The sequence below is a fragment of the Salidesulfovibrio brasiliensis JCM 12178 genome (genome assembly GCF_001311825.1).
Taxonomy (GTDB): domain Bacteria; phylum Desulfobacterota; class Desulfovibrionia; order Desulfovibrionales; family Desulfovibrionaceae; genus Pseudodesulfovibrio; species Pseudodesulfovibrio brasiliensis.
Genome location: NZ_BBCB01000077.1, coordinates 1 through 15,492 on the forward strand (window position 1 = coordinate 1; position 15,492 = coordinate 15,492).

A 15,492-nucleotide genomic window follows, 5' to 3' on the forward strand; every position below is an offset into this window, starting at 1 on the left:
CCCTTGAGCAGCGGCACGGCGGCGCGCCAGAGCGCCGAATAGGCCGACATTGCGGCCCGGACAGAGGACCGCATCAGCCCCGCTCCTCCATGCCCAGCCGGATCAGATCGGCGATCAGATCGTCGAAAGACAGCCCGATCTCGGCCGCGGCCTGCGGCAACAGCTGGTGGGAGTCATGCCCGGAAGCGTGTTGACCTCAAGCAGCCACGGCTCACCGTCTGAAAGAATGAAATCCGCACGGCTGTATCCGCTCAGGCCGAGCGCCTTGTTGGCCTTGAGGGTCAATTCCTGAATCCGCTCGGTCACTTCTTCATCGACCGGTGCCGGGCAGATTTCCTCGGCCCCGTCCGCGTCGTATTTGTTGGCGTAGTCAAAGAAATCCGCGCCCGCCTTGGGCTTTATCATGATGAGCGGCAAGGCCTTGCCCCCGAGCATCCCGCAGGTCAGCTCCACGCCCGGTTTGTAGGACTCGATGATGGCCTCGTCGCAGAGGTCAAAGACCTCGTTCAAGGCAGGGAGAAGGGTCTTCTCCTTTTTCACGAGACCCATGCCCACGCTGGAACCGCCCGAGTTTGGCTTCACGAAGACCGGCAGGTCCAGCGTGCAGCGCCATGACGGATCGGGCCTGCTTGTGACGAGCTGCCAGTCGGGCGTGGGAATGCCCGCCTTGCGGAAGAGCAGCTTGCTCGCGGCCTTGTTGAGCGTCAGGAACGATGCAGCCGCGCCCGCCCCCTGATAAGGGCAGCCCACGGAATCGAGAAGCACCTGAATCAGCCCGTCCTCACCCGGTGAGCCGTGCATGTTGATGAACGCGAAATCCGCAGCTTCCGCAGCGTCGAGGAGTTCGTCGAATTTGAGCGCAGGGTCGAAAAAACGAACCTGATGCCCCAGAGAACGAAGCGATGCCTCGATCTTCCGCGCACCGGAAAGGGACACCTCACGCTCGCTGGACCAACCGCCCGCTATCAAGAGAATATTCATTCAGATCAACCTTCAGTGTAGTGGAGAACAGTTCCTCGACCGTTTCGACCTGCTCGTGCATCACGGTCATCCGTTCACGGATGAGGCCGTTTCTGCCGTAGCGGTCGAGCAGGTCCTCGAACCGCTCGTTGATGGGAACCAGATGGTCGTGCGTCACGCGCTTGTCGGCATAGAGGACCGCGAGCTGGAGGAAGTATCTTTCCAGATCAAGCTCGAACGGCCAGAATACGTGATGGGCCACCCCCGAGGCGATGACCGGGTTGCCGGTGTATTCAGCGACCCATGCCCCGCCGAGCTGGCTGTGGTTGCCGCCGTAAAGGATGGAGTACGTCTTGGCGATGTCATGCAGGAGCGCGGACGCTCTTACGGCGCCGACATTCACCTCACGCCCCAGTTCGCGGGCACGCTCGGCCAGAAACGTGGCCACCGCAGCCACGGCAAAGCTATGCTCGCGCACGTTGTTGAACATGGACGTCTCTTCCCAGAGGGCGAGGCACTCCTCTTCCGTGGGCACGGGCAGCGGATACTGCGCCGGTCCCGGCGGCGGGGGCAGGCTCTCGCCCGGCGGGAACGCGTATCGGGTCTTTGCGACTTTCATGATGCACTATTCCGTCATTGTTTCGGTTTTATTCAGCGTATCAGCCGCGCGGCCAAAAATAAAGCCGCGAGCCGCCCCTATCGCCTTCTCGGGAAAACTCGCATTCCGAAGCCCTCCGGGGCCGTTTTCCTCTTGAAATTTCCGCTTGCCGGGTTTACATGGAGAAATCCGTCATGGGACTGTACCGTTAAGCCCGTGGCAGTTTCGAGGTAACAACCTTTAGGAGGAACAAATGGCTGTTGTTGAATTTCAGGGTAAATCTTTCGAAGTCGATGAAGACGGCTTCCTGCAGCGCTTTGAAGACTGGACCCCGGAATGGGTTGAGTACGTCAAGGAATCTGAAGGCATCAAGGATATGACCGAAGACCACCAGAAGGTCATCGACTTCCTGCAGGACTACTACAAGAAGAACGGCATCGCGCCGATGGTCCGCATCCTCTCCAAGGTCACCGGCTTCAAGCTGAAGCAGATCTACGAGCTGTTCCCCTCCGGACCCGGCAAGGGAGCCTGCAAAATGGCTGGCCTGCCCAAGCCCACCGGCTGCGTCTAGTTCGCATCCGTCCACATCAGTGGAATTCAAGGCGGGAACCGAAAGGTTCCCGCCTTTTTTTGCGCCGCGACAATTCTCCTATAGTCAATGCGATTTTATAATGGTTTATTGAAGCGTCTGCCTGTTTATTGAGTCAATGGAGGTGGATGATGAATCCGAATGCATTGATTCCCACGGCAGATGCGCTGCCCGTCGCCAGTTGGTGGTTTGAGGGGCTGGGCATACTCACCCTTGCCATACATCTCGTCATGGTCAACGTGCTTGTGGGCGGCAGCCTGATAGCACTCTACGTCGCCCTCACTGACAGACAGAACCCCGTTGTCAAATCCGTGTCGGACAAGTTGCCGACCATCTTCGCCCTGACCGTCAACTTCGGCGTGGCTCCGCTGCTCTTTTTGCAAGTGGTGCACGGACAGTTCTTCTACACCAGCGCGACCATGTCCGCCGTCTGGTGGCTGGGCATCGTCCTGCTCCTCATCGGCGGCTATTACGCCATGTACGTCAACCAGTACAGGCAGGGAAAGAGCCCCATGAAGGCTCCGCTCTTCCTCGCTGCCGGACTGGTCATGGTGCTGTGCATATCGGTGGTGCTCACGAGCGTCATGACCACCGTGGAAAACCCCGAACTGTGGATCAAGTATTTCACCAACGCAAACGGGACCGTGCTCAACCTCTTCGAGACCACCACCGTACCGCGCTACCTGCACTTCCTGCTTGCCTGTCTCGCCATCGGCGGTCTCTTTGTGGCCCTGCTTGCCAGCTACGGTCGCCTTGACGACAAGGCCGGGACCATGGGCATCAAGGTATTCACCACGACCACGCTGCTGCAGATGGCCACCGGCCTCTGGTGGCTCATGGCGCTGGAACGCCCGGTGCTCCTGCAGTTCATGGGCGACAACCCGCTCGCCACCGCGCTGCTGCTGGTAGCCGTCGGCCTGACCTTCCCCGCCCTGATAGCAGGGTTCTCCAACAAGCCCAGAAGCGCGGCCGTATGGACCGGGCTGACAGTGCTGGCCATGGTGGGATTGCGCGCCACGGTGCGTGCCCTGACGCTGAAGCCGTACTTTTCGTCCGCCAACTTGCCGGTAACTGGCGAATACACCCCTCTGGTGCTCTTTCTCGTCACACTCGCCGCAGGGCTGATCCTTGTCGGCTACATGCTCAAGCTGGCGCTCAAGCCGCAACGGGAGGGCTAGGTCATGGAATATCCCATCTGGCAACTCACGACATTCGGCGGCGGATTCTTCATCGCCCTGGTTTCCGTAATCCATGTGTTCATAGCCCATTTCGCAGTAGGCGGCGGGCTGTTCCTGCCCTATTTCGAAACCATGGCCGCGCGGGAGAACTCGCCAGCGCTGCTTGAATACGTCAAGAAACACACCCGCTTCTTCCTGCTGCTGACCATGGTGCTCGGAGGCATGACCGGCGTCGGCATCTGGTACACCATATCGGTTATCGCCCCGGACGCCACCTCATCGCTCATCCACACCTTCGTCTTTGCATGGGCCACCGAATGGGTCTTCTTCCTCGCGGAGATCATCGCCCTGCTTATCTACTACTACAAGTTCGACAGCATGAACCGCCGCGACCACCTCATCGTCGGCTGGCTGTACTTCGCTTTCGCGTGGCTCTCGCTCTTCCTCATCAACGGCATCATCGGCTACATGCTCACACCCGGCGGGTGGCTGGAAACCCGCGACTTCTGGCAGGGCTTCTTCAACCCGTCGTTCTGGCCGAGCCTCTTCTTCCGCACCTTCATGGCCTTCATGATCGCCGGGCTGTTCGGATTCCTGACCGCCCACCGCATCATGGACGAGGCCGTGCGCGAGAAAGTGTATCGCGCCTGCGCCCGCTGGACCGTCGTGCCCGTGGTGCTGGCCCTGCTCTCGGCTGGTGGTATTTCTCGGTGCTTCCGCCCCAAGCGCTTGAACGCCTGAGCCTCACGGCGGCACGCATCACCAGCTTCTACCACCTCGTGCCCATTATCGGCGTCGCCCTCTTCGTGCTGGGCGCGATCATGATGATCCGGCTGCCCAAGGAGGCCCGAGTGGCCCTGTCGCTGATTCTCTTCGTGCTCGGCTTCGGCTTCATCGGCTCCTTCGAGTTTCTGCGAGAGGCAGCGCGCAAGCCGTACGTCATCCACGGCTACATGTACTCCAACCAGATCCGCGTGCAGGACGTGCCCAGCTCAACAGGTCCGGACTGTTGGCCTCTGCCAAATGGGTCCGCGCCGACGTCAGCGACACCATGGCCGCAGGCGAAAAGCTCTTCCAGCTGCAATGCGCCTCATGTCACTCCATCGGTGGCCCCATGAACGACATCATGCCGCTCACCGAAAAGTATCCCGTAGTGGGCATGGACGCCAAGCTCTCGGGCATGGGCAAGATCGCTTCCATGATGCCCAAGTACATCGGCACCAAGGAAGAACGCCTCGCGCTGGCAACCTACATCGTGGACGGCCTGCACGGCGGCAAGCCGGAAAACGAGGTCTTTGTCGGCAAGGACCTGCCCTTCGAGGTGCCGCCGTTTGACAGGGAAAAGGACGAGTATGTCCTGCTGGCGTGGAACAACCTCGGCATGCACTGCATCTCGGACAGCTACTCCGAGTGGGTGCTGCTGCCCCCGGCCAACGACATCTGGGCCCAGCTCATCAAGCGGGGCGACAAGCCGCAGGTGGTGACGGAAAACGTGAAGCTGACCTACACGGTGGAGCCGGGATTCGAAAAACCGGCGGACCGCTCCACGTTCTGGAAGCACGTCAAGTCGCTCTTCGGCGCACAGCCGCCGGACAATGTCGGCCTTTCCGGAAATGGCATGTCCGGGGAGTTGCACCTGCACAAGACGCTCAACAGCTTCGAGGCCAGCCTGATCCCGGTGGAACCGTATCCCGAGGAAGGCGGATACAACCCCTACCCCATATTCACGGTGGAGGCGCGTAACGCAACCACCGGGGAACTGCTGGCCGTCACCAAGACCGTGGCCCCCACAGCGACCGAAATGGGCTGCAAGAACTGCCACGGCGGTCCCTGGCGGGTGGACAACCTCGCGGGCATTTCGCAGGTCAGCGGCCGGGACGTGCTCAAGTCGCACGACCGATTGAGCAACACCGAGCTTGTCAAGGCAGCGGCCGCGGGCAACCCCATGCTCTGCCAGAAATGCCATCCCGACCCGGTGCTCAACGCCAAGGGACAGCCTGAACTGCTGAACCTGCCCGCAGCCATCCACGGCTTGCACGCCAACTTCCTGTCGGGACGCGGCTCGGAAGCATGCGAGTTCTGCCACCCGAACCGTCCGGACGGTCCCACCAAGTGCCTGCGCGGAGTTCATGCACAGGCCGACATCGGTTGCGTGCGCTGCCACGGATACCTTGAGGACCACGCACTGTCGCTTCTCAAGTACGAAAAGGAAAAGGGCAAGGCCGGGGCAGAACGATTGATGAAGAATCTGGAGCCGAGGTACGCCAAGAGCGTGGCGGGCATCAATCCTCGCCTGCCATGGATGCAGGAACCCGATTGCAGGACCTGTCATACCGATCCCGGCAGCAAGCCGGACCGCAAAACCTCGCTCGGGTTCAACACCTGGACCGAGGGCGGCGACAAGCTCTACCGCCTGAGCCTGGACAAGGCCGGAAAGATGATGTGCATCGCCTGCCACAACAGCCCGCACGCCAACTACCCGGCGGTAAACAAGTATGGTCGCAACCGCGACAACCTCGGTCCCCTGCAGTATCAGGACAACCCGCGCGCCATCGGCGCAAAGTAACTGCGGCGTCTGCCACCTCAAGGAAGTAAAGGATAACGTCCACCATCTGGGCAGAAAGCCATACAGCGGCGAGGGTGATCCCGAATCCTACGTTGATCCCGAACGCTAACCCTGCTCCTCCCAGCCCCCTGTTCCTGCGCCACGGTGCGGAGCAGGGGGCTTTTCATACCCATCATGCGGCCTCGGGATCGACTCGGGCGCATGATGTTCACGGTCATACCACGCGCCCCGGCACCCTCCCTCATGATACCCATGGTCCCCTTGGCAGACACAGGCACCTTCACAGCAAGGAAAGTGCTCCAGCAATATGACTGTGGAATACAAAAAAAGAGGCCCGCACTGAGCGGGCCTCTTGATGTCATATGAAGGGGTGCGTTCTAGCGAGCGCGGCCTTCACGCCATGCCTTGACGAGTTCGTCGTAGCTGACGGTCTCGCCCTGCGGCTTTTCGTTGTCGAGCTTGGCCTTCGGAGCACCGGGCTGGCTCAGCCAGTATTCGCGGGACTTTTCAGGGTTCAGCTTCGGACCGCAGGCACCGAGGACGTCTGCACGCTCGAGGCGGGCGAGAACCTTGTCCATGGCAGCGGCGAGGTTATCCATGGCCTTCTGCGGGGTGACTTCGCCGGACAGCGTTTCACCGATGTTCTGCCACCAGAGCTGCGCGAGCTTAGGGTAGTCGGGAACGTTGGTGCCGGTCGGGGTCCAGGCAACGCGTGCCGGGGAGCGGTAGAATTCAACCAGACCGCCGAGCTTCGGAGCCAGTTCGCTCATGGCGTCGGTCATCAGGTCGGATTCGCGAATCGGGGTCAGGCCCACGATGGTCTTCTTGAGGGACGTGGTCTTGGCCACGCAGAACTGGGCGTAGAGCCAGGCAGCCTTCAGGCGCTTTTCCGGGGTGGACTTCAGGAAAGTCCAGGAACCGCAGTCCTGATAGCCGAGCTTCATGCCTTCTTCCCAGTAGGGACCGTGCGGGGACGGAGCCATGCGCCACTTGGGCAGGCCCTTGTCGTCAACAACCGGGGTACCGGCCTTGGCCATGTCCGCGGTGAAGGCGGTGTACCAGAACATCTGCTGGGCAATGTGACCCTGAGCCGGAACCGGGCCGGACTCGTAGAAGGTCATGCCGAGAGCTTCCGGCGGAGCATACTTTTCGAGCCATTCCATGTACTTGGTCAGAGCGTACACGGCAGCGGGGCCGTTGGTGGCACCACCGCGGGCAACGGAAGCGCCCACGGGACGGCAACCGTCAACACGGATGCCCCATTCGTCGACGGGCTTGCCGTTGGGCAGGCCCTTGTCGCCGGCACCGGCCATGGAGAGCCATGCGTCGGTGAAGCGCCAGCCGAGGTCGGGGCTCTTCTTGCCGTAGTCCATGTGGCCGTAAACGCGGACGCCGTCGATTTCCTTCACCACGTTGGTGAAGAAGTCGGCGATGTCTTCATAGGCGGACCAGTTGACGGGAACGCCGAGTTCGTAGCCGTATTTTTCCTTGAACTTGGCCTTGAGCTCGGGCTTCTGGAACCAGTCGTAACGGAACCAGTAAAGGTTCGCGAACTGCTGGTCGGGCAGCTGGTAGAGCTTGCCGTCCGGACCGGTGGTGAAGGACTTGCCGATGAAGTCATCGATGTCCAGGGTGGGCAGGGTCACGTCTTTGCCATCGCCGGCCATGAAGTCGGACAGGGGCAGGACGAAGCCGTAGCGCATGTGCGTGCCGATGAGGTCGGAGTCGTTGATGTAGCCGTCATAGATGTTCTGACCGGACTGCATCTGGGTCTGGATCTTTTCGATGACGTCACCTTCACCGAGCAGGTCATGGGTGACCTTGATGCCGGTGATTTCGGCAAACGCCTTGGCGAGCACCTTGGACTCGTACTCGTGGGTGGCGATGGTCTCGGAGACCACCTTGATGTCCATGCCGCGGAACGGCTCGGCAGTCTTGATGAACCATTCCATTTCCTTCATCTGAGCTTCTTTGCTCAGGCTGGAGGGCTGGAATTCGGAGTCCACCCACTTTTCAGCGGCAGCTTTGTACTGGGCATCGTCGGCGGAACTCACGCTGGCAGACAGCATGAACGCCATGACGACCGTAAGGGTCATCACGAGGCGCCAGGCGGATTTGGAAAGACCAGAAGACATAACCTATCCTCCCGAGTTAGAATTTGTAACAAGTCACACCCAAAACAACATCCGCTTGCTTTCCTCTTGGACAACCAAGCGGATTCAAACCGCAGTTTTACCCTTTTACCCCCAACGCATGACCGTGACAAGCCATGCAACGGAAATTCCCACGCCGTACCACAACTCTTTGTCCGTCAGGCCCAGCCAGGCAAGGCAGATGTAGGCACTGCCGAGCAGCCCGATGAACAGGCGGTCGCCGCGGGTGGTGACGATGGGCAGGAATCCCTTCCGCTCGATCGTCGGTGACACCACCTGCCAGATGGTCATGCAGACCAGCATGATGGCGATGAAGATGAAGAACCCTGCCGTGACCGGCGTCCATACCATCCATGACATATCCATGTGATTCGCCTCCTTACACCCGGCCGAGGGCAAAGCCCTTTGCCATGTAGTTTCGCACGAACCAGATGACGATGGCACCCGGAATCATGGTCAGAACGCCTGCCGCCGCAAGTCCGCCCCAGTCCATGCCCGAAGCCGAGACCGTACGGGTCATGGTGGCCGCGATGGGCTTGGCGTTGACCGCGGTCAGCGTGCGGGCCAGCAGGAGTTCCACCCAGCTGAACATGAAGCAGAAGAACGCGGTGACGCCGATACCGGCGCGAATGAGCGGGATGAAGATGGTCGTGAAGAACCGCGGGAAACTGTATCCGTCGATGAACGCGGTTTCGTCGATCTCCTTCGGGACGCCGGACATGAAGCCTTCAAGAATCCAGACCGCCAGCGGCACGTTGAAGAGGCAGTGTGCCAGTGCCACGGCAATGGACGTGTCGAACAGGCCCACGGTCTGGTAGAAGTTGAAGAACGGCAGAAGGAAGACCGCCGGAGGGGCCATCTTGTTGGTCAGCAGCCAGAAGAACATGTGCTTGTCGCCCAGGAAGTTGTACCGCGAAAACCCGTAGGCCGCGGGCAGCGCCACCGTCAGGGAGATGATGGTGTTGAGCGCCACGTACTTCATGGAGTTGATGTACCCGGTGTACCACGACGGATCGGTGAAGATCATGGCGTAGTTGGCCCAGGTGAAGTTCTCCGGGAGCAGGTTGAAGACCGAGAGAATCTCGTCGGTGGTCTTGAAGGACATGTTGACGAGCCAGTAGATCGGCAACAACAGGAATATGAGGTAGCACAGGAGCGCAACCGTGCGTTTCTTCATTCTCATTGCGCTTCTCCTTTGCCGAGGTTGACGATGGTTGTGTAGAAGACAAAGCAGAACAGCAGCACGATCAGGAAGTAGATCAGCGAGAAGGCCGCAGCCGGTCCCACGTCGAACTGCCCCACCGCCAGCCGGGTCAGGAACTGACTGAGGAAGGTGGTGGAGTTGCCCGGCCCGCCGCCCGTGAGGACGAACGGTTCGGTGTAGATCATGAAGCTGTCCATGAACCGCAGCAAGAGCGCGATGAGCAAGACCCCGCGCATCTTGGGAAGCTGGATGTAGCGGAAGACCGCGAAGCGCGAGGCCCCGTCAATCTTTGCCGCCTGATAGTAGGCTTCGGGAATGGCCTGAAGCCCGGCGTATCCCAGCAGCACGATCAGCGGCGTCCAGTGCCAGACGTCCATGACAAGGACGGTCAGCCAGCTGTGCAGCGGATCGGCGGTGTAGTTGTAGGGGAAGTGGAATATTTCATTCAGGGTGACGCCAGCCAGCCCGATGTCCGGACGGCTGAACATGACCCAGATGGTGCCGACCACGTTCCAGGGAATCAGCAGCGGCAGCGCCAGAAGCACGAGGCAGGTGGAGGCCCACACGCCTTTCTTTCTGGGCAGCGTCAGCGCCACGCCCACGCCCAGCGGAATCTCGATGGCGAGCACGCAGAACGAGAAGGTCAGCTGGCGAAAGAGCGCGTCGTGCAGACGCGGGTTGTGAAGCACTTCCTTGTACCATTCGGAGCCCACGAACACGCTCATTCCGGGGCCGAGGATGTCCTGAACCGAATAGTTCACGACGGTCATCAGCGGAATGATCGCGCTGAAGGCGACCACGAGAAACACGGGCAGGATGAGGAACCAGGCCCGGTTGTCAGCCCATTTTTGCATGGCGTCCTCCCCTTATTTTGCCAGTCTCCCGTCGATGAAGACCTTGGTCTTCTCCGGCGGGAAAAAGAGCTTGCATTCTTCGGCGGGCAGGGCCTTGTCCTCGGGGACGCGGGCCTTGACCGTTGTATCGCCGAACTCGAGGGTCACGATCTTGGCGCTCCCCAGGTCCTCGACATTGATGATCCGCGCGGGCAGCCCTTCGGCGTCCGGCTCACGGACGTCGAGGTACATGGGCCGGATGCCCACCTCGACCTTCTGCTTGCCGCTGGCCTCCTCGGCGCGGCGCGTTCCCACGCCGGAAACCGGGATGTCCATGCCCGCCGCGCGGGCCACGCCGCCGGAAACGGTGCATTCCATCAGGTTCATGCCCGGGCTGCCGATGAAGTAGCCCACAAAGGTGTGCTCCGGATTCTCGAAGAGCTCCTCGGGCGTGCCGATCTGCACCAGCTCGCCCTCGTACATGACCACGATCTTGTCGGCGAAGGTCATGGCCTCCACCTGGTCGTGGGTCACGTAGATGAGCGTGAGCTTGAAGCGCTTGTGGATTTCCTTGAGCTTGCGGCGCAGCTGCCACTTGAGGTGCGGGTCGATGACCGTGAGCGGCTCGTCGAAGAGAATCGCCGCCACGTCGGAACGGACCAGCCCGCGACCGAGCGAGATTTTCTGCTTGGCGTCCGCGGAAAGGCCTGCGGCCTTCTTGTTCAGGTCCGGGGAAAGGTCCAGAATCTCCGCGATCTCCAGCACCCGCTTGTGGATCTCGTCCTTGGGAACCTTGCGGTTCTTGAGCGGGAAGGCCAGGTTCTCGTACACGGTCATGGTGTCATAGAGAACCGGGAACTGGAAGACCTGCGCGATGTTCCGCTTTTCGGGCGGAAGCTTGGAGACGTCTTTTCCGTCATACAGGATCTGGCCCTGCGACGGCTCCAGCAGGCCGGAGATGATATTCAGCATGGTAGTCTTGCCACAGCCGGACGGCCCGAGCAGGGCGTACGCCCCGCCGTCATCCCAGGTGGTGTGGATACGCTTGAGGGCGTAATCATCGGGCCCCTGCGGATTGGGCTTGTAGCTGTGGGCAATCTCGTTGAGATCAATGCGCGCCATTGCGCCCCTCCAGAAGTCTAGTCGGCCCGGGCCGGGGAGACGATGAGCTCGCCCGATGCACCGAACACGTAAAAGTCGTTGGGATCAAGATACACGGAAACCGTATCGCCGACGCCGCGCTGGTGCACGCCGTCTTCCTGTGCCACGAGCGGGACGTCCTCATACGTGAAATGAATGAACGTCTCGGAACCGTTGATCTCCGAAAGCCCCACAGGGCCGTCGAAACGGACCGTGCGGACACCGTCGTCGCCGAGGAACAGGCGGTTGGACCGCACGCCGAAGCGGTATTCGCCCGGCTCCAGCCCGGCCAGCCTGCCCTGCTGCGGGATGACCTGCTCCCTGCCAAGACGGACGGTGCCGTTCTCCACCTTTGCGGGCACGAAGTTGATCGGCGGATCGCTGAACACCTCCGCGACCTTGGTGGTGGCCGGATTCAGGTAGACCTCGGCGGTGGGCCCGTGCTGCAGGATGCGGCCTTCGTGCATCACGATGATATGGCCGCCCAGCATGAGCGCCTCGGTCGGTTCCGTGGTGGTGTAGACCACGATGGATTCGCGCCGTTCGAAAATCTGCTGCAGCTCCTCGCGCAGCTCCTCGCGGAGCTTGTAGTCGAGGTTGACGAGCGGTTCGTCGAGCAACAGAAGCTCCACGCGCTTGACCAGCGCACGGGCGATGGCGCAGCGCTGCTGCTGTCCGCCGGAGAGCTCGGACGGCAACCGGTCGAGCAGGTGCTCGATGTGCAGCATCCGCGCGGCCTCCTGCACCCGACGATCAATCTCGTCCTTGGCAGTGCCCGCGATCTTGAGCGGCGACGCGATGTTTTTGTAAACGGAAAGTGATGGATAGTTGATGAATTGCTGGTAGACCATGGCAACGCTGCGCTGACGGACCGACATGCCGGTCACGTCTTTTCCGTCCATGAGGACGCCCCCCCCGGGAAGGCCGGTCAAGTCCGGCCATGATGCGCAGAAGCGAGGTTTTCCCAGCCAGAGTCCTTCCAAGCAGCACATAGCGCTTTCCGGGCTCCAACTCCAGATTGATGTCTTTCAGATGAACTTCCTGACCGACAATCTTCTCTACGTCATTAAGAACAAGCCCCATATGATAACTCCAACGTTCCTCGTTCGACCCCTCTGGGTTTATGGGCCAAAGAACTGGGAATTTGTAGCATCTGTTTAACGATCTCTCAACAAAAAACGCCCGCCTGTAACACAACAGCGGCCACATATTTCAAAAAAGGCCCCCACGCTCGCGCTCCTTGAAAAATCCGTGGCGAAACAGCGCCGCATCTGCTACCTTCGCTATCCGAAATTCAGGCACTTTTGGAGCGGAAAACACATGCAAGCGAACGTCCTGATCATCGGCGGCGGCGCCACCGGCACCGGGCTGGCAAGAGATCTCGCCCTACGCGGCGTCTCCTGCTCCTGCTGGAAAAACGCGACCTCAACGCGGGGGCGTCCGGGGCCAACCACGGCCTGCTGCACAGCGGCGGACGCTACGTCTCGGGCGATGCCGAAGCCGCAATAGAATGCCGCGAGGAAGGCGACATACTCAAGCGCCTCGCGCCCCAGTGCATCGAGGAGACCGCCGGTCTGTTCGTGGCCGTGGACGGCGACGACGAAACCTTTGCCGCCGACTTTCCCGGCAACTGCAAGCGCTGCGGCATCCCATGCAAGGAACTTGATCCAGCCCGGGCCCGCGAACTGGAACCGTATCTTTCCGAACGCACATTCGCGGCCTACGAGGTGCAGGACGGCTCGATAGACCCCTTCATGCTCGCGCTGGACAACGTGGCCCACGCGGTCTCGCTCGGCGCGAAAACCATGCGCAACGCCCGGGTCCGCTCTTTTGATATTGAAAAAGGCCGTATCCGCCGCGTCCACGTGACGGACGAGACCGAGAACCGCGAGTTCATCGTGGAACCGGAACTGGTGGTCAACGCTGCCGGAGCATGGGCCGGAGAAATCGCGACCATGGCCGGGGCGCAGGTGGGCGTGATCTGCTCCAAGGGCACGCTGCTCGTAACGCAGGACCGTCTCTCCACCCGGGTCATCAACCGGCTCAGAAAGCCTTCTGACGGCGACATCCTCGTGCCCGGCGGCACGGTCTCCGTGCTCGGCACCACCAGCGTGCGCGTGCCCTCGCCAGAGGACGCAACCCCCACCCGCGAGGAATGCGTCCGGCAGGTGGAGGACGCCGCGAAGATGATGCCGGTGCTGGCCTCCACCCGCTACATCCGAGCCTACGCCGGAATCCGTCCGCTCATCAGCCTCGGCGGCAGCGACGACCGCAACGTCAGCCGGGGGTTCTCGCTGGTAAACCACGACCACGAGGGCATCGACAATTTCATCACCATCTCCGGCGGCAAGCTGACCACCTACCGGCTCATGGCAGAAAAGGCCGCCGACCTCGTATGTGAAAAGCTCGGGGAAAACACCCCCTGCCGGACCCGCGAGGAACCGCTTCCGGCATCGGTTTCGGGCCGCTGGACCGAACCGGGCCTCGCGCCCCGAAACTTCGCCGCCGAGACAGGCCGAACCGACGTGATGCTCTGCGAATGCGAGCTCATCTCCCGCTCGGTCATAGAAGAGATCACCCGGAATCTCGAGAACATGCGCGGCCGCTCCGCCCTGAACGCCATCGGAATGCGCAGCCGCATGGGCAAAGGCCCGTGTCAGGGCGCGTTCTGCGGCCCGCGGGTCACTTCATATCTATATGACCGCGAGGTGCTCTCCGGCACCCGGGGCATTGAGGAGCTCAAGTCGTTCATCCAGCGCCGCTGGAAGGGGCAGAAGCCCATCATGTGGGGCCGCACCGCCGAACAGGTCGAGCTGCAGGAGGCACTGCACTGCGCGCTTCTGGAACTGGAACTGACCGGGGAGGACGAATGATCGAGCTCAAATGCGACGTCATGGTCATCGGCGCGGGACACGCGGGTATGGCCGCGGCACTGTTCGCGGCGCAGCGCGGCCTCAGCGTGGTGCAGGCCGGGACCACCGGCGGCATCGACTTCGGCAGCGGCTTCATCGACGTGCTGGGCGTGCACCCAGTGGCCGAAAAGAGGGAACTGGACGAACCGTGGCAAGGCGTGGCCTCGCTTCGGGCCGAGTCCTCCGAACACCCATACGCCCGACTGAACCGCGACGACATCACCGACGGCATCAACGCCTTCACGGACTTTCTGACCGCGCAGGGCCTCGCCTTTCAGGGCAACGAGGGCCGCAACCTGCGCCTGCCCACCCCGGCAGGGACCACCAAGCGCACCTACCTCGCCCCGGCCACCATGGCTCCGGGGGCAACCGCGCTCAGGGAAAAGGCCCCCTGCCTCATCGTCTCCTTTGACGGGCTGAAGGGCTTCAGCGGACGACAGCTCACCGAAACCCTCGGCAAGAACTGGCCCGCCCTGCGCTCGGCGATCATCACGTTTCCCGGCCTCGACGGCGAACTTTACCCGGAGCACATGGCCAACGCGCTGGCGGACCCCGCCCGGAGAAAAGCGCTGGCCGAAACAGTGCGCCCGCATCTGGGCGACGCGCGTTACGCGGGCTTTCCGGCCATGCTCGGCGTGCTCGACTGCGCCGAGGTCACGCGCCACATGGAAGAACTGCTGGGCGTGACCGTCTTTGAAATCCCGACCCTGCCGCCGCCGATCATGGGTGTGCGGCTGCGTGCCGCGTTCGACCGGGGCCTGCACGGTCTGGGCGTTCGCACCCTCAGCCAGAAGACGGTCATGACCGCGCGGCCCTCGCCGGACGGATTCCGCTTCAGGGCAGGCGGCGCGCGCGAGGAGTACGCCATCTCGGCCCGCGCAGCGGTGCTGGCCACCGGACGGTTCTTCGGAAAAGGCATCCGGCAGCAGACCCACGACATGCGCGAAACGGTCTTCGACCTGCCCGTTGCCCGGCCCGCCGACCCCGACGACTGGTACGACGACGTCTTTTTCTCCCAAAACGGCCACCCGGCAGACCGCTGCGGCGTGCTGTTCGACGACGACTTCCGGCCGCTCAACGATGACGGAACGCCCTTCCATCACAGGCTGCACGCAGCCGGGGCCATCCTCTCCGGCCACGACTGGATACGCGAGAAGAGCGGCACCGGGCTGGCCGTGGGCACCGCATGGAAGGCCGTGAACACGCTGGCCAAGTCACTCGGGGAGGCCGGATAGATGGAACTGTTCTATGACTTCCTCTACCCGGCGCTCATCGTGGCCGCCGCAGGGCTGCTCATCCGCGCCGCAGTACGACTGCGGGCAGCCGTGGACACGGGTGATACCATCGGCGGCAAGCTGG

The 15,492-nt window shown here is 61.7% G+C and carries 14 protein-coding genes and 2 pseudogenes; 7 read left to right on the forward strand and 9 right to left on the reverse strand.

Annotation, left to right across the window (positions count from 1 at the left end; translation table 11 throughout):
• Positions 1-73 precede the first annotated feature (73 nt).
• Both JCM12178_RS14215 and JCM12178_RS14220 read right to left on the reverse strand, forming a co-directional pair.
• Positions 74-981, reverse strand: a pseudogene (locus tag JCM12178_RS14215) (D-alanine--D-alanine ligase family protein).
• Positions 938-1,579: an HDIG domain-containing metalloprotein gene (locus JCM12178_RS14220; RefSeq protein WP_083465958.1), complete on the reverse strand. Its 642-nt coding sequence runs from the start codon at positions 1,577-1,579 to the stop codon at positions 938-940. Before JCM12178_RS14220 ends, JCM12178_RS14215 begins: the two are co-directional and overlap by 44 nt.
• A 232-nt stretch (positions 1,580-1,811) precedes the next feature.
• On the opposite strand from JCM12178_RS14220, the gene JCM12178_RS14225 reads away from it, so the two are divergent.
• The 5 genes from JCM12178_RS14225 (at position 1,812) to JCM12178_RS19965 (ending at position 5,891) form a co-directional block, all read left to right on the forward strand.
• Complete coding sequence (locus tag JCM12178_RS14225) at positions 1,812-2,129, forward strand: TusE/DsrC/DsvC family sulfur relay protein (RefSeq protein ID WP_054648761.1); 318 nt, start codon at positions 1,812-1,814, stop codon at positions 2,127-2,129.
• Positions 2,130-2,275: 146 nt separating this feature from the next.
• The gene (locus JCM12178_RS14230; protein ID WP_157054936.1) at positions 2,276-3,325 is read left to right on the forward strand and encodes a hypothetical protein; all 1,050 of its coding nucleotides are present in this window, start codon (positions 2,276-2,278) and stop codon (positions 3,323-3,325) included.
• 3 nt (positions 3,326-3,328) lie between these two features.
• On the forward strand, positions 3,329-4,066 hold the full coding sequence (locus JCM12178_RS19955) for a cytochrome ubiquinol oxidase subunit I (protein WP_245628796.1): 738 nt from the start codon (positions 3,329-3,331) through the stop codon (positions 4,064-4,066).
• Positions 4,036-4,443 carry a hypothetical protein gene (locus JCM12178_RS19960; protein ID WP_245628797.1) on the forward strand — a complete coding sequence of 136 codons (408 nt, stop codon included), beginning with the start codon at positions 4,036-4,038 and terminating at the stop codon, positions 4,441-4,443. The genes JCM12178_RS19955 and JCM12178_RS19960 overlap by 31 nt, the downstream gene beginning before the upstream one ends.
• Positions 4,440-5,891 carry a cytochrome c gene (locus JCM12178_RS19965; RefSeq protein ID WP_245628798.1) on the forward strand — a complete coding sequence of 484 codons (1,452 nt, stop codon included), beginning with the start codon at positions 4,440-4,442 and terminating at the stop codon, positions 5,889-5,891. Before JCM12178_RS19960 ends, JCM12178_RS19965 begins: the two co-directional genes overlap by 4 nt.
• Positions 5,892-6,268: 377 nt before the next feature.
• Here the strand turns inward: JCM12178_RS19965 and JCM12178_RS14240 are convergent, their stop codons facing one another.
• The 7 genes and pseudogenes from JCM12178_RS14240 to JCM12178_RS21045 all read right to left on the reverse strand — a co-directional run.
• The gene (locus JCM12178_RS14240; protein WP_054652290.1) at positions 6,269-7,987 is read right to left on the reverse strand and encodes an ABC transporter substrate-binding protein; all 1,719 of its coding nucleotides are present in this window, start codon (positions 7,985-7,987) and stop codon (positions 6,269-6,271) included.
• A gap of 144 nt (positions 7,988-8,131) precedes the next feature.
• Positions 8,132-8,410 carry a DUF2160 domain-containing protein gene (locus tag JCM12178_RS14245; protein ID WP_245628799.1) on the reverse strand — a complete coding sequence of 93 codons (279 nt, stop codon included), beginning with the start codon at positions 8,408-8,410 and terminating at the stop codon, positions 8,132-8,134.
• A gap of 13 nt (positions 8,411-8,423) precedes the next feature.
• On the reverse strand, positions 8,424-9,227 hold the full coding sequence (locus JCM12178_RS14250; RefSeq protein WP_054652280.1) for a carbohydrate ABC transporter permease: 804 nt from the start codon (positions 9,225-9,227) through the stop codon (positions 8,424-8,426).
• Positions 9,224-10,102, reverse strand: coding sequence for a carbohydrate ABC transporter permease (locus JCM12178_RS14255; RefSeq protein WP_054652281.1), 879 nt, complete (start codon positions 10,100-10,102; stop codon positions 9,224-9,226). Before JCM12178_RS14255 ends, JCM12178_RS14250 begins: the two co-directional genes overlap by 4 nt.
• Before the next feature lie 12 nt (positions 10,103-10,114).
• Positions 10,115-11,203, reverse strand: coding sequence for an ABC transporter ATP-binding protein (locus JCM12178_RS14260; protein ID WP_054652283.1), 1,089 nt, complete (start codon positions 11,201-11,203; stop codon positions 10,115-10,117).
• 17 nt (positions 11,204-11,220) lie between these two features.
• The gene (locus JCM12178_RS14265; protein ID WP_245628800.1) at positions 11,221-12,123 is read right to left on the reverse strand and encodes an ABC transporter ATP-binding protein; all 903 of its coding nucleotides are present in this window, start codon (positions 12,121-12,123) and stop codon (positions 11,221-11,223) included.
• A 64-nt stretch (positions 12,124-12,187) separates the two neighbouring features.
• Positions 12,188-12,430, reverse strand: a pseudogene (locus JCM12178_RS21045) (hypothetical protein); the annotation flags it as partial.
• A gap of 95 nt (positions 12,431-12,525) precedes the next feature.
• Here JCM12178_RS21045 and JCM12178_RS14270 point away from each other — a divergent pair.
• Both JCM12178_RS14270 and glpB read left to right on the forward strand, forming a co-directional pair.
• Positions 12,526-14,094: an FAD-dependent oxidoreductase gene (locus JCM12178_RS14270; protein ID WP_369404529.1), complete on the forward strand. Its 1,569-nt coding sequence runs from the start codon at positions 12,526-12,528 to the stop codon at positions 14,092-14,094.
• On the forward strand, positions 14,091-15,368 hold the full coding sequence (glpB, locus tag JCM12178_RS14275) for a glycerol-3-phosphate dehydrogenase subunit GlpB (RefSeq protein ID WP_054652286.1): 1,278 nt from the start codon (positions 14,091-14,093) through the stop codon (positions 15,366-15,368). The genes JCM12178_RS14270 and glpB overlap by 4 nt, the downstream gene beginning before the upstream one ends.
• The last annotated feature ends 124 nt before the right edge of the window (positions 15,369-15,492 follow it).